General features: G+C 67.9%; 20 protein-coding genes. 14 read left to right on the forward strand and 6 right to left on the reverse strand.

Annotated features, from left to right (window positions below; all coding sequences use genetic code 11):
• Positions 1-48 precede the first annotated feature (48 nt).
• Positions 49-1059, forward strand: a complete 1011-nt coding sequence (cdhR, locus tag LT948_RS30930; protein WP_003096721.1) for an HTH-type transcriptional regulator CdhR — start codon at positions 49-51, stop codon at positions 1057-1059.
• Here the strand turns inward: cdhR and argE are convergent.
• The 5 genes from argE to cls all read right to left on the reverse strand — a co-directional run bounded on the left by argE (position 989) and on the right by cls (position 6428).
• Positions 989-2143, reverse strand: a complete 1155-nt coding sequence (argE, locus tag LT948_RS30935; RefSeq protein WP_003121330.1) for an acetylornithine deacetylase — start codon at positions 2141-2143, stop codon at positions 989-991. The genes cdhR and argE overlap by 71 nt on opposite strands.
• Before the next feature lie 56 nt (positions 2144-2199).
• On the reverse strand, positions 2200-2874 hold the full coding sequence (locus tag LT948_RS30940) for a DUF1028 domain-containing protein (protein WP_003106037.1): 675 nt from the start codon (positions 2872-2874) through the stop codon (positions 2200-2202).
• A gap of 13 nt (positions 2875-2887) precedes the next feature.
• A complete protein-coding gene (locus LT948_RS30945; RefSeq protein WP_003096732.1) occupies positions 2888-3310 on the reverse strand; it encodes a RidA family protein in 423 nt (140 codons plus the stop codon).
• A complete protein-coding gene (locus tag LT948_RS30950; RefSeq protein WP_003096737.1) occupies positions 3310-4662 on the reverse strand; it encodes a flavin-containing monooxygenase in 1353 nt (450 codons plus the stop codon). Before LT948_RS30950 ends, LT948_RS30945 begins: the two co-directional genes overlap by 1 nt.
• A 293-nt stretch (positions 4663-4955) precedes the next feature.
• Entirely contained in the window at positions 4956-6428 is a 1473-nt protein-coding gene (gene cls, locus LT948_RS30955) for a cardiolipin synthase (protein ID WP_003121332.1), read from the reverse strand.
• Positions 6429-6581: 153 nt separating this feature from the next.
• Between cls and LT948_RS30960 the strand changes: the two genes are divergently transcribed.
• The 13 genes from LT948_RS30960 to LT948_RS31020 all read left to right on the forward strand — a co-directional run bounded on the left by LT948_RS30960 (position 6582) and on the right by LT948_RS31020 (position 17426).
• Positions 6582-7052 (forward strand): nuclear transport factor 2 family protein, encoded by a 471-nt coding sequence (locus LT948_RS30960; RefSeq protein ID WP_003122386.1) that lies wholly within the window; start codon positions 6582-6584, stop codon positions 7050-7052.
• A gap of 221 nt (positions 7053-7273) precedes the next feature.
• The gene (locus LT948_RS30965; RefSeq protein WP_003106042.1) at positions 7274-8251 is read left to right on the forward strand and encodes a dipeptidase; all 978 of its coding nucleotides are present in this window, start codon (positions 7274-7276) and stop codon (positions 8249-8251) included.
• A 126-nt stretch (positions 8252-8377) separates the two neighbouring features.
• A complete protein-coding gene (locus LT948_RS30970) occupies positions 8378-8908 on the forward strand; it encodes a DUF5943 domain-containing protein (protein WP_033996084.1) in 531 nt (176 codons plus the stop codon).
• A gap of 15 nt (positions 8909-8923) precedes the next feature.
• Positions 8924-10984 (forward strand): dimethylglycine demethylation protein DgcA, encoded by a 2061-nt coding sequence (gene dgcA, locus LT948_RS30975; RefSeq protein WP_003096745.1) that lies wholly within the window; start codon positions 8924-8926, stop codon positions 10982-10984.
• Positions 10985-11087: 103 nt separating this feature from the next.
• Positions 11088-13049, forward strand: coding sequence for a dimethylglycine demethylation protein DgcB (dgcB, locus tag LT948_RS30980; RefSeq protein ID WP_015503865.1), 1962 nt, complete (start codon positions 11088-11090; stop codon positions 13047-13049).
• Between the two features lie 118 nt (positions 13050-13167).
• Positions 13168-14400, forward strand: coding sequence for an electron transfer flavoprotein subunit alpha (gene etfA / locus LT948_RS30985; protein ID WP_033996086.1), 1233 nt, complete (start codon positions 13168-13170; stop codon positions 14398-14400).
• A 35-nt stretch (positions 14401-14435) separates the two neighbouring features.
• On the forward strand, positions 14436-15209 hold the full coding sequence (gene etfB, locus LT948_RS30990; RefSeq protein ID WP_023094270.1) for an electron transfer flavoprotein subunit beta: 774 nt from the start codon (positions 14436-14438) through the stop codon (positions 15207-15209).
• Between the two features lie 124 nt (positions 15210-15333).
• Positions 15334-15903 (forward strand): hypothetical protein, encoded by a 570-nt coding sequence (locus tag LT948_RS30995; RefSeq protein WP_003096751.1) that lies wholly within the window; start codon positions 15334-15336, stop codon positions 15901-15903.
• A gap of 7 nt (positions 15904-15910) precedes the next feature.
• On the forward strand, positions 15911-16117 hold the full coding sequence (locus LT948_RS31000; RefSeq protein ID WP_003096753.1) for a helix-turn-helix domain-containing protein: 207 nt from the start codon (positions 15911-15913) through the stop codon (positions 16115-16117).
• Between the two features lie 31 nt (positions 16118-16148).
• A complete protein-coding gene (locus LT948_RS31005) occupies positions 16149-16550 on the forward strand; it encodes a hypothetical protein (protein ID WP_009316003.1) in 402 nt (133 codons plus the stop codon).
• Between the two features lie 26 nt (positions 16551-16576).
• The gene (locus tag LT948_RS31010; RefSeq protein WP_019486439.1) at positions 16577-16810 is read left to right on the forward strand and encodes a hypothetical protein; all 234 of its coding nucleotides are present in this window, start codon (positions 16577-16579) and stop codon (positions 16808-16810) included.
• A 95-nt stretch (positions 16811-16905) separates the two neighbouring features.
• Positions 16906-17139, forward strand: a complete 234-nt coding sequence (locus LT948_RS31015) for a hypothetical protein (protein WP_003105710.1) — start codon at positions 16906-16908, stop codon at positions 17137-17139.
• Positions 17136-17426 carry a cell division protein ZapA gene (locus LT948_RS31020; protein ID WP_003096761.1) on the forward strand — a complete coding sequence of 97 codons (291 nt, stop codon included), beginning with the start codon at positions 17136-17138 and terminating at the stop codon, positions 17424-17426. The genes LT948_RS31015 and LT948_RS31020 overlap by 4 nt, the downstream gene beginning before the upstream one ends.
• Here LT948_RS31020 and LT948_RS31025 read toward each other — a convergent pair.
• Positions 17423-17599 carry a hypothetical protein gene (locus LT948_RS31025; RefSeq protein ID WP_003096763.1) on the reverse strand — a complete coding sequence of 59 codons (177 nt, stop codon included), beginning with the start codon at positions 17597-17599 and terminating at the stop codon, positions 17423-17425. The two genes, LT948_RS31020 and LT948_RS31025, sit on opposite strands and share 4 nt — an antisense overlap.
• Between the last annotated feature and the right edge of the window lies 1 nt (position 17600).

Genomic DNA, 17600 nt, shown 5'->3' on the forward strand with positions numbered 1-17600 from the left:
GGGCCTGCGCTACACACAGGCTGCGCAACCTCAACCCCGGAGCGCCCCATGTCCCAGGACTTCTGGTTTCTCCTGCTGCCCGGCTTCTCGGTAATGGGCTTCGTTTCCGCCGTGGAGCCACTGCGCGTGGCCAACCGCTTCCACGCCGACCTCTACCGCTGGCACGTGCTCAGCGCCGACGGCGGTCCGGTGCTGGCCAGCAATGGCATGTCGGTGAACAGCGACGGCGCGCTGGAGCCGTTGAAGAAAGGCGACCTGCTGTTCGTGGTAGCCGGTTTCGAGCCGCTGCGGGCGGTCACCCCGGCACTGGTGCAGTGGCTGCGCAAGCTCGACCGCAACGGCGTGACCCTCGGTGGCATCGATACCGGCAGCGTGGTGCTGGCCGAGGCCGGTCTGCTCGACGGGCGCCGCGCGACCCTGCACTGGGAAGCCATCGACGCCTTCCAGGAGTCCTACCCGCAACTGAGCGTGACCCAGGAGCTGTTCGAGATCGACGGTCCGCGCATCACCTCTGCCGGCGGCACCGCCTCCATCGACCTGATGCTCGACCTGATCGCCCAGGCCCACGGTCCGCAACTGGCGGTGCAGGTTTCCGAGCAGTTCGTGCTCGGCCGCATCCGCCCGCGCCAGGACCACCAGCGCCTGCAGGTGGCGACCCGCTATGGCGTGAGCAACCGCAAGCTGGTGCAGGTGATCGGCGAGATGGAGCGGCATACCGAGCCGCCACTGACCACCCTGGAGCTGGCCGAGCGCATCCAGGTCACCCGCCGCCAGCTGGAACGGCTGTTCCGCGTGCACCTGGACGACACGCCCTCGAACTTCTACCTCGGCCTGCGCCTGGACAAGGCCCGCCAGTTGCTGCGCCAGACCGACCTCAGCGTGCTACAGGTGAGTCTGGCCTGCGGCTTCGAGTCGCCTTCGTACTTCTCCCGCAGCTACCGCGCGCGCTTCGCCGCCAGTCCCAGCCAGGACCGCGCGGTGCTGCCGCTCAAGGCTCCCGCAGCCACGCCGCCAGGCGCGCCAGCAGGGCGTCGCACGCCTCGAGCTGAGCGAGGCTGACGAACTCGTCCGGCTTGTGGCCCTGGTCCATGCTGCCGGGACCGCAGATCACCGCCGGGATACCGGCCTGGTGGAACAGCCCGCCCTCGGTGCCGAAGGCCACGGTGGAGAAATCCGTCGAACCGCTGAGCAGGCCGATCAGCTCCGCCGCCTGGCTGTCGTCTGCGGTGAGCAGGCCGGGATAGGCCGATAGCGGCGTGAAGCGGATATCGGTACTTCGCTCTACCGCACGCATCCGCGGCAGCAGTTCGCTTTCGGCATAGTCACGGAGTTCCTCGGCGACCTGCCGCGGGTCGTCCGCCGGCAGCGCGCGGACCTCGAAGTCGAAGCGGCACTCGGCGGGCACGATGTTCAGCGCCCGGCCGCCCTGGATCAGTCCGGTCTGCACCGTCGAGTAGGGCGGGTCGAAACGCCGGTCGTGGCGCTCCGGCGCCGCCAGGCGCGCGCCGATCTCGCCGAGGCGGCCGATCAGCCGCGCGGCGTATTCGATGGCATTCACCCCCTGCGGCGCGTAGGCCGAATGGCAGGCCGCGCCGTGCACCTCGCAGCGCATGGCCAGCTTGCCCTTGTGGCCGAGCACCGGCTTCAGCTCGGTGGGCTCGCCGATGATGCACAGCAACGGCTTGTGCGGACGCCGCTCCAGCGCCGCGAGCAGCGAACGGACGCCCAGGCAGCCGACTTCCTCGTCGTAGGAGAACGCCAGGTGCACCGGCAGGCGCAACGGCGCGGCGAGGAACGCCGGGACGGCCGCCAGCACGCAGGCCAGGTAGCCCTTCATGTCCGCCGTGCCACGCCCGTAGAGGCGACCATCGCGCTCGCTGAGCCGGAACGGCGGCACGCTCCAGGCCTGGCCGTCCGCCGGCACCACGTCGGTATGCCCGGAAAGGCAGACGCCGCCACGGTCGCTGGGGCCGATGGTGGCGTAGAGATTGGCCTTGCGGCCGTCGGCGTCGAAGAACAGTTCGCTGTCGACGCCGAAACCCGCCAGGTAGTCGCGGACGTAGTCGATCAGCGCCAGGTTGGACTCGCGGCTGACGGTGTCGAAGGCCACCAGGTCGGCGAGGATGTCGCGGCTGCCGGGCATGTCGGGCTCCAGGGCGCAGGTCTCGCGCTGCGCCGTCGAGGAAGGGAACGACCCGCTCACTCGTCGCCGGGCACGCCGTAGCTCGGCGCACGGGTCGGGTCGAGGGCGCGGGTCACATAGTCCTGCATCTGCGGCTTGTAGGCGAGCCACAGTCGCTCGAGCTGGCCGATGGGGTCGTGCTCGGCCCAGTCGACGCGCAGGTCGACCACCGGCCAGAGCAGGTCGCCGACCACCGACAGCGCCGCCGAATGCACCGGCCCGGCTTCGCCACCAGCGGCCAGCGCGGCACGCATCGCCGCCAGCAGGCGCTCGGCGAGCAGGCCTTCGGCGTTCTCGAAGGCATCCACCATCGCCTCGATCACTTCCGGCGCGGCCAGCAGGTTGCCGGCCGCCACGCATTGTTCGCCGGCCCGCGCATGGTGCACGCCGAGCGCCTCGCGGCCGGTGAACAACGCGGTGCGGCCGTGCTGGTCGATCACCGTGACCTGGCGATACTGGCCATAGCCGTTGCTGCTCAGCGCCTGGTCCAGCGCTTCGCCAGGGGCCAGGCCCTGGTCGAGGCGGTCGAGGATCTGCGGGCCGAGCGCCGGCAGGGTGATGTTCTGCGTAGCCACCGCGCCGGTGCCGGCGCGCAGCCAGGGACAACGGGCGCCGACGGCGATGCTCGACGAGCTGATGGCGATGCCCAGCTGGCCGGTTTCGGCGCAGCGGCCGACGATGGAAAAGGTCATGGCGCGCGCCTCCTCATTGCTGCCAGTCGTCGGGAATCACCGCGATCACGTCGATCTCCATCAGCCACTGCGGCTGGCCGAGGGCCGAGACCACCAGTCCGGTGGAGATCGGGAACACCCCTTTGAGCCACTTGCCGACTTCGCGATAGACCGGCTCGCGGTAGCGCGGATCGATCAGGTAGGTAGTGGTCTTGACGATGTGCGAGAGGTCGCTGCCGGCTTCCTCCAGCAGTTGCTTGACGTTCTTCATCGCCTGCTCGGCCTGGGCGCGCGGATCGCCGAGGCCGACCAGGTTGCCGTCGAAGTCGGTGCCGACCTGGCCGCGCACGTACACCGTGTTGCCGGCGCGCACGGCCTGGCAGAGATCGTTGTCCAGAGACTGGTTGGGGTAGGTGTCCTTGGTGTTGAACATGCGAATGCGGGTATGGGTAGGCATCAGCTGACTTCCTGGAGGCTGGTTTGCGGAGCTTGCGAGGCGCGGTCCTGTTCCTGGCGCTGGGCGGCGTCGCGGTATGCGAGGTACTTGCGCTGGATGGCGATGTGGTCGGCGACATGGCGCGCGTCGTGCCAGACGCCCCAGATGAACGAGGAGCCGCGCCGCGACAGCCAGGGCAGGCCGATGAAATACACGCCGGGTTCGCTGGACACACCACGCTGGTGGCGCGGCTTGCCGTCGCGGTCGAAGGCATCGACCTGCAGCCAGCCGAAGTCGACGGCATAGCCGGTGGCCCAGATGATGCTGCCCACCCCGGCCTCGGCCAGGTCCAGTTCGAGGATCGGATCGGTCACGCACTGCGGGTCCGGCAGCCGGCGGCGCGCCTCGGGCTCTTCCGGCAGGTCAAGGCCGTTGCGGGCGATATAGGCGTCGGCGGCGTCGAGCAACGCCAGGTAGTTCTCGTCGCCGCGCGCTAGGTTCTCCGCCAGGTCCGGCCGGAAGGTCGCGACGCCGTCGACGAAGGATTCGGTCAGTCCGACCAGGGTCACGCCCTGATGCGCCAGGGCGCGGAAGTCCACGGTATGTCCGCCGCGGGCACCGCTCACGGCGATGGTCACATGCTCGCGCCCGGGCTTGGCGACTTCCGCGTCCCATTCGCCGAGCACGCCCAGCCACCAGCAGAAGTCGCGGTTGCGGTAGGAACGCGGCGGACGGTCATGAGCGCCCACCGAGAGGTAGACCTGGCGCCCGGCACGTTGCAGCTCGTCGGCGATCTGTACCCCCGACGAACCGGCGCCGACCACCAGTACCGCACCTTCGGGCAGCTGCTGCGGGTTGTAGTAGTGGGCCGAGTGGATCTGCCGGATACGCTCGTCGCGCGGCGCGATCGGCGGGATCACCGGACGCTGGAACGGGCCAGTGGCGGCGACCACGCGGTTGGCCTCGATGGTCCCGGCGGAGGTTTCCACGGTGAAGCCGGGGCGGCCGACATTGCGCACCACCTTCCTCACCTCGACGCCGGTACGGATCGGCGCGTCGAATTTCTTCGCGTAGGCCTCGAAATAGGCCGCCACCTGGTCCTTGCCGGGGAAACCGTCGGGATCGATGTCGAATTCCATTCCCGGGAAGCGGTCGTGCCAGGCCGGGCCGTTGGCCACCAGCGAGTCCCAGCGTCCGCTGCGCCAGGCCTCGGCTATGCGGTTGCGCTCCAGGACCAGGTGCGGCACGCCGAGCCGGCTCAGGTGCTCGCTCATCGCCACGCCGGCCTGGCCGGCGCCGACGACGAGGGTGTCGGTCTTTTCCACGGTCCCGTCCGTGCGCGAGGGCAAGGCGGTGCGATTCAGGTCGGTCATGGCTCGGTTCCTCGGACTCTGGTCGTTCTTGTTCTGCGGTTGCGTGATGGCCGCATTCTGTTCAGAGCCGGGGAATAGCGAAATTATGATTTTTGTAGTCGCTGGCTAGGGAAAAGCTGCACGCCCGCGCGGTCGGCGGGCGGCAGAGGCGTCGTTCAGGACCTGCCGACGATCTGGCGAGCTGGAGAAACCGGGCGAAAACGAACGGGGAAGCGGAGTCCCCGAACGGCAACCGAGCTTTCCGAAGCCGTTTCCAACGCGGTTTTGCCGACGTACAGAGTTTGCGAAGGTTTTCAGAGGATCGGCGAGACCAGCCGCGCCACGCGCATCCCCAGTTGCTGCAGGCGGCGCACGCTGCGGCGGTCTTCCGGAGTGAATTCGAGCGACTCGGCGAAGTCCGCCTCGAGCATCGCCTCCACCTCGCCGGCGAAGCCCTCGTCGACGGTCACCACCATCACCTCGAAATTCAGCCGGAACGAACGGTTGTCCAGGTTGGCGCTGCCGACGGCGGCGGTGTCGCGGTCCACCAGCACCACCTTCTGGTGGAGGAAGCCGGGCTGGTAGCGGAACACCTTGACCCCGGCACGGATCGCTTCCAGCGCGTAGAGGCTGGACGCGGCATACACCGTGCGGTGGTCCGGGCGCGAGGGGATCAGCAGGCGCACGTCGACGCCGCGCAGCACCGCCAGGCGCAGGGCGGCCATCACCGCTTCGTCGGGAACGAAATACGGCGAGGTGATCCAGACCCGCTCGTGGGCGGCGTTGATCATCTCGACGAAGAACAGCGAGCAGGTTTCCTGGGCATCCGCCGGGCCGCTGGCGACCACCTGGCAGAGCGCGCCCTCGCTGTCGTACTGCGGCGGCAGGATCAGCGGCGGCAGGCTGTGGGTCGCCCAGTACCAGTCCTCGGCGAAGCTTTCCTGCAGGCACGCCACCGCCGGCCCGCGCAGTTCCATGTGGGTGTCGCGCCAGGGCGCCAGCGGCGGCTTCTCGCCGAGGTACTCGACGCCGACGTTATGCCCGCCGACGAAACCGCACTCGCCATCCACCACCACGACCTTGCGGTGGTTGCGGAAATTCACCTGGAAGCGGTTGAGCATGCCGCTGCCGGTGCTGAAGCCATGCATCTGCACGCCGCCCTGGCGCAGCCGCTCGACATAGCGGTGCGGCAGCGCGTGGCTGCCGATGGCGTCATAGAGGAAGAACACCTCGACGCCGTTGGCCGCGCGTTCCAGCAGCAGTTGCTGGAGGCGCTGGCCGAGGGCGTCGTCGCGGACGATGAAGAACTGCACCAGGATCACCTGGCGGGCGGCGGAAATCGCCTTGAACATCGCTTCGAAGCTGGCCTCGCCGTTGACCAGCAGGCGCACCCGGTTGTTCGCCAGGGTCGGCGTGCGGGTCATCCGCACCAGCGCCTTGAGCCCCTTGTAGCCGCTGACCTGGCGGGCCGCCAGGGCCTCCTCGACCCAGGGACGCCAGTCCAGCTCGGCGGCCGCCAGGTGCATCTCGCGGTTGGCCTGACGCCGCGCCTCGATGTAGGCGTCGAAACGGCTGCGACCGAACACCAGGTACGGCAGCAGGGTCAGGTACGGCATGAATACCAGCGAGGTGGCCCAGGCGATCGCGCCCTGGGCGGTGCGCACGGTGAGCACGGCATGGATGGCGGCGACGAAGCCGAGTACCTGGATACCGACCAGCAGCAGGCCGAGGTAGGTGGTGGAGGTCATTGCGCGAGGTCGATCCTTGTCCACTCCGGTGGCGGCCATCATAGCCCTCTCCGGGGTAGGTCTGGCCAGCCTGGCAAACAGCCAGGGGGCGAGGCGGGATTGGCAGGATCCGTGGGATCGACGTCATTCGGCCGCGCTCGCCCTGCCCTACGCTGTTCCCATCGAAAACCACCGCAGACCGAGGAGCCCGCCATGAGCGACGTCCGTCCCCCGCTTCCCCCCTTCACCGCCGAAACCGCCGCGCAGAAGGTCCGCGCCGCCGAGGACGGCTGGAACAGCCGCGACCCGCAGCGCGTCTCGCTGGCCTACAGTCCCGACAGCGTCTGGCGCAATCGCTCGACCTTCGTCCGCGGCCGCGAGCGGATCGTCGAATTCCTCAGCGGCAAGTGGCAGCGCGAGCAGGAGTACCGGCTGATCAAGGAACTCTGGGCGTTTACCGGCAACCGCATCGCCGTGCGCTTCGCCTATGAATGGCACGACGACTCGGGCAACTGGTTCCGCTCCTACGGCAACGAGAACTGGGCGTTCGACGAGCAGGGCTTGATGTACGAACGTCACGCCAGCATCAACGACCTGCCGATCCGCGAGGACCAACGGCTGTTCCGCTGGCCGCTGGGGCGCCGGCCGGACGACCATCCGTCGCTCAGCGAACTCGGCCTCTGAACCCGCGCCGGCAGGAGCGCGCGCACTCCCCGTTGGCGGCCCCGGGCGGCCAGCGCCTGTTCCATCCGCGACATTCCCCTCCGTCGTTGCGGTCGCACGCTTGACGCTTTCGGCACGACCCTGGTCGTTTTCGGGCCGGGTCGCGCCGGGCCCCGACGATATGCTGCCCCCAAAGCGTCGGCACAAGTCCCGGCGCGCCCAGCCTGAAAGGGGTATGCCAGATGAGCCCAGCCGAATTGCACGCCGACAGCATCGTCATCGACGGTCTGATCATCGCCAAGTGGAACCGCGAACTGTTCGAGGACATGCGCAAGGGCGGCCTGACCGCCGCCAATTGCACCGTATCGGTATGGGAAGGCTTCCAGGCGACGGTGAACAATATCGTCGCCAGCAACAAGCTGATCCGCGACAACAGCGACCTGGTGATCCCGGTGCGCAGCACCGCGGACATCCGCAAGGCCAAGGAGCAGGGCAAGACCGGCATCCTCTACGGCTTCCAGAATGCCCACGCATTCGAGGACCAGATCGGCTACGTCGAGGTGTTCAAGCAGCTCGGCGTGGGCATCGTGCAGATGTGCTACAACACCCAGAACCTGGTCGGCACCGGCTGCTACGAGCGTGACGGCGGGCTCTCCGGCTTCGGTCGGGAGATCGTCGCGGAGATGAACCGGGTCGGCATCATGTGCGACCTCTCCCACGTCGGCAGCAAGACCTCCGAAGAGGTCATCCTCGAATCGAAGAAACCGGTCTGCTACTCCCACTGCCTGCCGTCCGGCCTCAAGGAACACCCGCGCAACAAGTCCGACGAGGAGCTGAAGTTCATCGCCGACCATGGCGGCTTCGTCGGCGTGACCATGTTCGCGCCGTTCCTCAAGAAAGGCATCGACTCGACCATCGACGACTACGCCGAGGCCATCGAGTACGTGATGAACATCGTCGGCGAGGACGCCATCGGCATCGGCACCGATTTCACCCAGGGCCACGGCCACGACTTCTTCGAGTGGCTGACCCACGACAAGGGCTACGCCCGGCGCCTGACCAACTTCGGCAAGATCGTCAACCCGCTGGGCATCCGCACCGTCGGCGAATTCCCCAACCTCACCGAGACCCTGCTCGAGCGCGGCATGCCCGAGCGCGTGGTGCGCAAGGTGATGGGCGAGAACTGGGTAAGGGTCCTGCGCGACGTCTGGGGCGAGTAACTCCCGGCCCATTCCCGACTTGTCGCCTCTCCCTCCAGGGAGGGGCATTGCATCGCACCCATCTTCCCTCTCCCCGCCTCTCTCCCCGAAGGGAGAGAGGGAGTCAAAAGAATCGGAGCTTACACCATGGCCAAACATGCCCCCCAACTGCCCATCGAGGTCGACAGCGAGACCGGCGTCTGGACCACCGACGCCCTGCCGATGCTCTACGTACCGCGACATTTCTTCGTCAACAACCACATGGGCATCGAGGAAGTGCTGGGCGCCGACGCCTACGCCGAGATCCTCTACAAGGCCGGCTACAAGTCCGCCTGGCACTGGTGCGAGAAGGAAGCCGAATGTCACGCCCTGGAGGGCGTGGCGGTGTTCGAGCACTACATGAAGCGCCTGTCCCAGCGCGGCTGGGGCCTGTTCGAGATCGAGCGGATCAACCTCGAGGAAGGCACCGCCGAGGTCCGCCTGCGGCACTCCGCCTTCGTCTACGTCTACGGCAAGGTCAATCGCAAGGTCGATTACATGTTCACCGGCTGGTTCGCCGGCGCCATGGACCAGATCCTCGCCGCCCGCGGCAGCAGCCTGCGCACCGTGGCCGAACAGGTCTACAGCGGCGCCGAGGACGGTCACGAAGACGGCCTGTTCGTCGTCAAACCCCTGTAAGCCGAGGAAAGGGTCATGGCCTTCGAAGCAATGTTCCAGCCGATCCAGATCGGCAAGCTGACCATCCGCAACCGCGTGCTCTCCACCGCCCACGCCGAGGTCTACGCCACCGACGGCGGGATGACCACCGAGCGCTACGTGAAGTACTACGAGGAAAAGGCCAAGGGCGGCATCGGCCTGGCCATCTGTGGCGGCTCCTCGGTGGTCGCCATCGACAGCCCGCAGCAGTGGTGGAGTTCGGTGAACCTGTCCACCGACCGGATCATCCCGCACTTCCAGAACCTGGCGGACGCCATGCACAAGCACGGCGCCAAGATCATGATCCAGATTACCCACATGGGGCGCCGTTCGCGCTGGGACGGCTACCACTGGCCGACCCTGATGTCGCCGTCGGGTATCCGCGAGCCGGTGCACCGCGCCACCTGCAAGACCATCGAGGTGGAGGAGATCTGGCGGGTCATCGGCAACTACGCGCAGGCCGCCCGCCGCGCCAAGGAAGGCGGCCTGGACGGCGTCGAGCTGTCCGCCGTGCACCAGCACATGATCGACCAGTTCTGGAGCCCGCGGGTCAACAAGCGCACCGACGAATGGGGTGGCAGCTTCGAGGGGCGCATGAAGTTCGGCCTCGAGGTGCTCAAGGCGGTGCGCGCCGAGGTCGGCGAGGACTTCTGCGTCGGCATGCGCATCTGCGGTGACGAGTTCCACCCGGACGGCCTGTCCCACGAGGACATGAAGCAGATCGCCAAGTACTACAGCGATACCGGCATGCTCGACTTCATCGGCGTGGTCGGCTCCGGCTGCGATACCCACAATACCCTGGCCAACGTCATCCCCAACATGACCTTCCCGCCGGAGCCGTTCCTGCACCTGGCGGCCGGCATCAAAGAAGTGGTCGACGTGCCGGTGCTGCACGCGCAGAACATCAAGGACCCGAACCAGGCTACGCGGATCCTCGAAGGCGGCTACGTGGACATGGTCGGCATGACTCGCGCGCACATCGCCGACCCGCACCTGATCGCCAAGATCAAGATGGGCCAGGTCGACCAGATCAAGCAGTGCGTCGGCGCCAACTACTGCATCGACCGCCAGTACCAGGGCCTGGACGTGCTGTGCATCCAGAACGCCGCGACCTCCCGCGAATACATGGGCGTGCCGCACATCATCGAGAAGTCCGCCGGACCGAAGCGCAAGGTGGTGGTGGTCGGCGGCGGGCCGGCCGGGATGGAAGCTGCCCGCGTGGCGGCCGAGCGCGGCCACGACGTGACCCTGTTCGAGAAGAAGGAGCAGCTCGGCGGCCAGATCACCACCGCCGCCAAGGCGCCGCAACGCGACCAGATCGCCGGCATCACCCGTTGGTACCAACTGGAGCTGGCGCGCCTGGGCATCGACCTGCGCCTGGGCACCGCGGCCGACCCCGAGACCATCCTCGACCTGCGCCCGGACGTGGTGGTGCTGGCCAACGGCGGACATCCGTTCCTCGAGCAGAACGAACACTGGGGCGCCGCCGACGGCCTCGTGGTGAGCAGCTGGGACGTGCTCGACGGCACGGTCGAGCCAGGCAAGAACGTGCTGGTCTACGACACCATCTGCGAGTTCAGCGGCATGTCGGTGGCGGACTTCCTCGCCGACAAGGGCGCCCAGGTGGAGATCGTCACCGACGACATCAAGCCGGGCGTGGCCATCGGCGGCACCACCTTCCCCACCTACTACCGCAGCATGTATCCCAAGGAAGTGATCATGACCGGCGACCTCATGCTGGAGAAGGTCTACCGCGAGGGCGACAAGCTGGTGGCGGTGCTGGAGAACGAATACACCGGCGCGCGGGAAGAGCGGGTGGTCGACCAGGTGGTGGTGGAAAACGGCGTGCGCCCCGACGAGAGCCTCTACTACGCGCTCAAGCAGGGCTCGCGGAACAAGGGCCAGATCGACGTCGAGGCGCTGTTCGCGATCCAGCCGCAGCCCTGCCTCAGCCAGCCCGGAGAAGGCTACCTGCTGTTCCGCATCGGCGACTGCGTGGCCCAGCGCAACACCCATGCGGCGATCTATGACGCGCTGCGCTTGTGCAAGGATTTCTAAGACACGCCTCGTGGCATCCGACCGGCACGGCCGCCCCCCCTCTCCCGCAAGCGGGAGAGGGGGCCGATCCAGCGCCGCCTGACGTCCCGCAGGGAGACCAGAAATGCTCGACACCCTCCTTCCCGTCCTGCTCTTCGCCGCCCTGGCACTTGCCGTGCTCGGCGCCGCGAAGCGCTTCCTCATGTGGCGCCGCGGCCGACCCGCCAAGGTCGACTGGATCGGCGGCCTCTTGCAGATGCCGCGTCGCTACCTGGTGGACCTGCACCATGTGGTAGAGCGCGACAGGTACATGTCCAGGACCCACGTCGCCACCGCCGGCGGCTTCGTCCTGGCGGCGCTGCTGGCGATCCTGGTACACGGTTTCGGGCTGCACGGCCGGATCCTCGGCTTCGCCCTGCTGGCGGCCACGGCGCTGATGTTCGTCGGCGCGCTGTTCGTCGCCCGCCGCCGCCTCGACCCACCGTCGCGGCTGTCGAAGGGCCCCTGGATGCGCCTGCCGAAGAGCCTGCTGGCGTTCGCCGCGAGCTTCTTCCTCGCCACCCTGCCGGTGGCCGGGATCCTGCCGGAAGGCTTCGGCGGCTGGTTCCTCGCCGGCCTCCTCGCCATTGGCGTGGCCTGGGGCGTGTCCGAGCTGTTCCTCGGCATGACCTGGGGCGGGCCGATGAAGCACGCCTTCGCCGGTGCCCTGCACCTGGCCTGGCACCGCCGCGCCGAACGCTTCGGCGGCGGCCGCTCCACCGGCCTCAAGGCGCTCGACCTGGCCGATCCGCAGGCGCCGCTGGGCGTGGAAAAGCCCAGTGACTTCACCTGGAACCAGTTGCTCGGGTTCGACGCCTGCGTGCAGTGCGGCAAGTGCGAGGCGATGTGCCCGGCGTTCGCCGCCGGCCAGCCGCTGAACCCGAAGAAGCTGATCCAGGACATGGTCATCGGCCTGGCCGGAGGCAACGACGCGAAGTTCGCCGGCAGCCCCTATCCAGGCAAACCGCTGGGCGAGCACGGCGGCGGCCCGCACCAGCCGATCGTCGCGCTGGATGGCAAGGCCCTGGTCGACGCCGACACCCTATGGTCCTGCACCACCTGCCGGGCCTGCGTCGAGGAGTGCCCGATGATGATCGAGCACGTCGACGCCATCGTCGACATGCGCCGCCACCTGACCCTGGAGAAAGGCGCCACGCCGAACAAGGGCGCCGAGGTGCTGGACAACCTGATCGCCACCGACAACCCCGGCGGTTTCGCCCCCGGCGGCCGGTTGAACTGGGCGGCCGACCTGAACCTGCCGCTGATGAGCGAGAAGAAGAGCGCCGACGTGCTGTTCTGGGTCGGCGACGGCGCCTTCGACATGCGCAACCAGCGCACCCTGCGCGCCTTCGTGAAGATCCTCAAGGCAGCCGCGGTGGACTTCGCCGTGCTCGGCCTGGAGGAGCGCGACAGCGGCGACGTGGCGCGCCGACTGGGCGACGAGGCGACCTTCCAGAACCTGGCCAGGCGCAATATCGCAACCCTGGCGAAATACCGCTTCACCCGCATCGTCAGCTGCGACCCGCACAGCTTCCATGTGCTGAAGAACGAATACGGCGCCCTCGGCGGCGACTACCAGGTACTGCACCACAGCACCTTCATCGACGAACTGCTGCGCGCCGGCACGCTGCAACCGGGCCGCAGCAAGGCCGGCAGCGTCACCTACCACGACCCCTGCTACCTGGGCCGCTACAACGGCGAGTACGAGGCGCCGCGCAACGTGCTGCGCGCACTCGGCATCGAGGTCAAGGAAATGCAACGCTCCGGCTTCCGCTCGCGCTGTTGCGGCGGCGGTGGCGGCGCGCCGATCACCGACATCCCCGGCAAGCAACGGATTCCCGACATGCGCATGGCCGACATCCGCGAGACCGGCGCCGAGCTGGTGGCCGTCGGCTGCCCGCAGTGCACCGCGATGCTCGAAGGCGTGGTGGCACCGCGGCCGGAGATCAAGGACATCGCCGAGCTGGTGGCGGAAGCGCTGATAGAGCAGGCGGAAGCGCCGGCAAAAAAGCCGGTGCGGCGTGAAGCCGTGGCGGAGGTGCATTGATGAGAGTGTCGAGCTTCACATCGAATCCGCTGCTGACCGGGGCAGCACGGATAGCGGCCTCTCCCTCCAGGGAGGGGGCCGCGGGATCGGGTAGCCGCAGCCACAGGAAGCATTCCGCATGAACGACATCGTCCGTCGCGATCCACGCGCCGAATGGATCGCCCGCAACCGCCTGCATCCGCTGCATGCGGCCATGCACTCCGCCCAAGGCGGCGAGGTGCGCTGGATGGGCCCCCACGGCGTGGTCCGCAAGAACCCGCACGCCGTCGGCTTCGTCGGCCCCAACGGCATCCGCCGCATCGATCGCTCCGGCGGCCAGCAGGGCAGCGGCGCGCGCCGCGCCAGCGCAGTGCAGGAAGCGCAGTTGCCGCTGCATGTGGTCGAGCAACCGGCATTCCTCGTCGCGGTGGTCCCGGACATGGTCGGCGGCCGTCTCTCCAGCCACGACAAGGACCTCCTCGGACTGGCCCGCAAGCTCGCCGGCAACGACGGCGCGGTGCTCGCCGTGGTGTTCGGCGAACACAAGGAAAGCGCCTTCGACAGCGCCGGCGTCGACCGCCTGCTGCACCTCGCCGGCGGCGAGTACGACGGCTACGCGCCCGAGCAGCGAATACTCGCCCTGCGCAACCTGGAGAACCAGCTCGCCCCGCGCCACTGGCTGTTCCCGGACAGTCGCAACGGCGGCGGCGAACTGGGCCGGCGCCTGGCCGCTGCGCTCGGCGAACGGCCGGCCGGACGCGTCTGGCAGGTCGAGGACGGCCGCTGCATCGGCCGCGCCGGCGCCGGCCGCGAGGACATCCAGCGCGCCCTGCCGCGCCTGCTGCTGGCCGCGGCGGAATGCGCCGAGCCGGTCAGCGAAACCCGCCATGAGGTTCGCGAACTGCACATGGCCGAGCAGGTGGCGCGCAACCTGCCACGCATCGAGGACCTCGGCCCGGTGGCCGTGGACCCGGCGCGGACTCCCATGGCCGAGGCCGAATTCATTCTCTCCGGCGGCAACGGCGTGCAGGACTGGACGCTGTTCCACCAGGCCGCCGCCGCCCTCGGCGCCACCGAGGGCGCCTCGCGGGTGGCGGTGGACGACGGGCACATGCCGCGCAACCGCCAGGTCGGCGCCACCGGTACCTGGGTCACCGCGCGGGTCTACCTGGCGGTGGGCATCTCCGGGGCGATCCAGCACCTGCAGGGCATAGGCGCCTGCGACAAAGTGGTGGCGGTGAACCGCGACGCCGGCTGCGACATGATCAAGCGCGCCGATCTCTCGGTGATCGGCGACTCGACGGAAATCCTCCGCGCGCTGATCCGCCTGGCCGAGGCACACCGCAACGGCGCCGCCCGCGATGCGGCCTGAACCCGCTTCCACGTACCTTTCATCGGTATCGAACCATGACTGAGCTGAACATCGTCGCGCTGGTCTCCATCGGCGCCCACCCCGCCTCCGGACGCCCGCGCCGTGCCGAACAGGACGCCCGCGCGGTGGAACTCGGCCTGCGCCTGAGCGGCCCACGCCTACAGGTGCTGCACGCCGGCGACCCGCACGCCGAGGCGCTGCGCGGCTATCTCGGCATGGGCCTGGAACGCTTGTCCGTGCTGGAACAGCCGGCCGGCGCCGACGCCCTGCCCGCACTGGCCGAGCACCTGCGCGACTCTCGCGCCCAACTGGTGCTCACCGGCAGCCAGGCGGAAACCGGGGAAGGCTCCGGGATGCTGCCCTTCCTCCTCGCCGAGCGCCTGGGCTGGCCACTGGTGGTCGGCCTGGCCGAGGTCGAGAAGGTCGAAGACGGCAGCGCCCAGGTCCTCCAGGCTCTGCCTCGCGGCCAGCGACGCCGGCTGCGGGTACGCCTGCCGTTCGTCGCCAGCGTCGACAACGCCGCACCGGCGGCCCGGCAGAGCGCCTTCGGCCCGGCGCGGCGTGGCGAGGTCGAGGTCCATGAGGTGGAGGTGGTCGTCGACCCGCTGCTCGCCGAAGACAGCCTGCAACCGGCCCGGCCGCGCCCGAAGCGGCTCAAGGTAATCAAGGCGAAGACCGGCGCCGAGCGGATGAAAGCCGCCACCGCCAAGGCCTCCGGCGGTACCGGGCAGGTACTCAAGGATCTTTCGGCGGAAGCCGGCGCCGAAGCCATCTTCAAGCTCCTGCGCGAGGAAGGCGTGATCCGCTGAAGCGGGTCAGAACGCACTGTGCGCCAGATCACAAGTTATGACGCGGTGACGATAAATTATTGTATTACGATAATTTATTCCCTAGTTTCGTCATCCAGACGCGAAACACACAGGGGAACCCGGCATGGCGCTGTCCACGCATCTCAGCAACCACAAGCTCTATCTGCTCGGCATGCTCTGCGCCATCCTGGCCTGGGGCATGGCCTGCATCGAACTCGGAGCGAACACCCACCTCTGGTTCTCCGGCCTCAGCGAGCAGGGCTACCTGCAGGCCTGGAGCGATGAAATGCCGCGCCTGGCCAGCGACGGCTTCGTCCTGTCCTGGAGCAGCCGGGCGCTGCTGATGCTGCTGGACTACCTGCCGACCCTGCTTTCCGCGTTCGGCCTGGCGCTCACCGGCCTGTTCTTCCGCCGCCTGGCCAAGGGCGAACGCTGGTCGCAGCGCAACGCCAGGACCCTGGTGCACATCGGCCTGCTGTCCTTCCTGGCACTCTTGCTCCAGCCATTTATCAATACGCTGCAAGGTCTTGTACTATCTCTCGACCTGCCCGACGGCGAGCGTGTCCTGAGCGTTTCGATAGGACTCACTTCCGAAGCGGCCTACGAGTTCCTCAAGGCGATCTTTCTCTGCTCGTTCGGCCTGATGATGAGCGAAGCCAGGAAACTGGACGAAGAAGTAAGAGCCTTCATATGACGACCCCATGATCATCATCCGACTAGACGTCATCCTGGCGAAGAACAAGGTCCGCTCCAAGGAGCTGGCGGAAGCCATCGGTATCACCGAACAGAACCTGTCCCTGCTGAAGAACGGCAAGGTCAAGGGCATCCGCCTCGACACCCTGGAGAAGATCTGCGCCTTCCTGGACTGCCAGCCGGGCGACATCCTGGAATACGTCGCGGACGACTGATCCCCGCTCCACCCTTTCCCAACCAGAAACCATGAACAGACACCTGAACCTCTCGGGCGTTGCGCTCGCGCTCGCCCTGATCTCGGGCTGCGGCCCCTCCGTCCGCTACCAGTACGTGATGCCGCCAAGCGAGGCGGGACGCACCTGCGTCGCCCAGTGCCGCACGCAACAGAGCCAGTGCGAAAGCCTCGCGCGCCTGGAATGGCAGAACGAAAACCGCCTGCGCGAAGCGGAACGGCGCAGCTACCACTATTGCAGCCAGGGCAAGAGCAAGAAGCAGGCGCGCAAGGAATGCCTGGCACCAGGCTATTCCTCCTCGTTCGGCTACAACGGCTTCGGCGGCTCCGGCAACTTCAACTGCGGTTCCGACTACGACCGCTGCTTCACCGACATCTGCGGCGGCACCATCCGCCGCATCGTCGAGCAACCCTAATGATCCCCACCCACCGGAGTATCCCCATGAGCCGACGCCTCTTCCCTCTCCTGCCGTTCCTGTTCCTGATCGGCTGCGCCCAGGGCTATCCCTCCTTCTCCGGCATCCTTCCGGACGTCCGCGTCAGCGGCGACGAACGCAGCTACGCCGAGCGCGCCGATGACTGCCTGAAGCGGCGCAACTGCCCGCCGGCCACCGATCGCGATCCCTTCGTCGCCGACCCCGGGCACTACTCGCTGGGCGGCAGCTTTCACTGGTGAAGCCGGGTGCCGAAGCCTGGCAACCGACCACGGACCTGGCTTCGGCAGACGCTTTTCTTTATCCTGCGCGCCCTTTGAACGACTGGGACGAGATCATGCTGGAGAACACCCTGGAACGCCTGGAAACCCTGGTAGCCGAGCTACTGCAACAGAACCAGGCCCTGCGCGACAGCCACGACCAGCTTCAGCAGCAGCTGCGCCAGGCCACCGAGGAAAACGAAACCCTGCAACTCTCCATGCTCGAGCAGGAAGAAAAGCAGAGCGGCACCCAGGCCCGCCTGGAAGCCCTGGTCGAGCGCCTCAGCGCGCAGCAACCGGTTAGCGCATGAGCCGCGACGGCGTCCAGGTCCTGTCGATCCTCGGCCGGGACTATTCGATCCGCGTGCCGGCCGGCGAGGAACGGGCCCTCGCGGACGCCGCCGCGTTGCTGCAGGCGGAAGTGGACGCCAACAAGCGCAAGTTTCCCTACGTCACCAGCAACGAGCTGGTGGTGCTCTCCGCGCTCAACCTCTGCGCCCGCCAGCTCGGCGCGAACGACGGCGAGTCGCCGCGCCTGCGGGCGGTGGAGCAGCGCCTGGAGGCGCTGGTCGAGCGGATCGCCGGGGCATCGAGCTAGTCGCGCGCCTGCGGACTCGCCCAATACAGCTGCCGATGCCCGCGCGCCTGGTAGTCCTTGACCAGCGCGCAGGCCTCGTCGCGCGTCAGGTCGCGGCGCATGACGAAGGCATTGCCGTTGTCGTCCTGGCGCCACAGGCACCAGCGCGTTTCCTCCGCCGGCTTCGCCGCCACC

Source organism: Pseudomonas sp. CP-1, from assembly GCF_021213715.1.
GTDB classification, from domain to species: Bacteria; Pseudomonadota; Gammaproteobacteria; order Pseudomonadales; family Pseudomonadaceae; genus Pseudomonas; species Pseudomonas aeruginosa.

Coding starts and splice junctions, on each gene's coding strand:
- LT948_RS30940 (WP_003106037.1), bottom strand. CDS start 2,874: ATGACCTTTTCCATCGTCGGCCGCTGCGCCGAAACCGGCCAGCTGGGC.
- LT948_RS31000 (WP_003096753.1), top strand. CDS start 15,911: ATGATCATCATCCGACTAGACGTCATCCTGGCGAAGAACAAGGTCCGC.
- LT948_RS30995 (WP_003096751.1), top strand. CDS start 15,334: ATGGCGCTGTCCACGCATCTCAGCAACCACAAGCTCTATCTGCTCGGC.
- LT948_RS31020 (WP_003096761.1), top strand. CDS start 17,136: ATGAGCCGCGACGGCGTCCAGGTCCTGTCGATCCTCGGCCGGGACTAT.
- LT948_RS30965 (WP_003106042.1), top strand. CDS start 7,274: ATGAGCCCAGCCGAATTGCACGCCGACAGCATCGTCATCGACGGTCTG.
- LT948_RS30970 (WP_033996084.1), top strand. CDS start 8,378: ATGGCCAAACATGCCCCCCAACTGCCCATCGAGGTCGACAGCGAGACC.
- cls (WP_003121332.1), bottom strand. CDS start 6,428: ATGGCCGCCACCGGAGTGGACAAGGATCGACCTCGCGCAATGACCTCC.
- LT948_RS30950 (WP_003096737.1), bottom strand. CDS start 4,662: ATGACCGACCTGAATCGCACCGCCTTGCCCTCGCGCACGGACGGGACC.
- dgcA (WP_003096745.1), top strand. CDS start 8,924: ATGGCCTTCGAAGCAATGTTCCAGCCGATCCAGATCGGCAAGCTGACC.
- cdhR (WP_003096721.1), top strand. CDS start 49: ATGTCCCAGGACTTCTGGTTTCTCCTGCTGCCCGGCTTCTCGGTAATG.
- LT948_RS31010 (WP_019486439.1), top strand. CDS start 16,577: ATGAGCCGACGCCTCTTCCCTCTCCTGCCGTTCCTGTTCCTGATCGGC.
- argE (WP_003121330.1), bottom strand. CDS start 2,143: ATGCCCGGCAGCCGCGACATCCTCGCCGACCTGGTGGCCTTCGACACC.
- LT948_RS31015 (WP_003105710.1), top strand. CDS start 16,906: ATGCTGGAGAACACCCTGGAACGCCTGGAAACCCTGGTAGCCGAGCTA.
- LT948_RS31005 (WP_009316003.1), top strand. CDS start 16,149: ATGAACAGACACCTGAACCTCTCGGGCGTTGCGCTCGCGCTCGCCCTG.
- LT948_RS30960 (WP_003122386.1), top strand. CDS start 6,582: ATGAGCGACGTCCGTCCCCCGCTTCCCCCCTTCACCGCCGAAACCGCC.
- etfA (WP_033996086.1), top strand. CDS start 13,168: ATGAACGACATCGTCCGTCGCGATCCACGCGCCGAATGGATCGCCCGC.
- LT948_RS30945 (WP_003096732.1), bottom strand. CDS start 3,310: ATGCCTACCCATACCCGCATTCGCATGTTCAACACCAAGGACACCTAC.
- dgcB (WP_015503865.1), top strand. CDS start 11,088: ATGCTCGACACCCTCCTTCCCGTCCTGCTCTTCGCCGCCCTGGCACTT.
- etfB (WP_023094270.1), top strand. CDS start 14,436: ATGACTGAGCTGAACATCGTCGCGCTGGTCTCCATCGGCGCCCACCCC.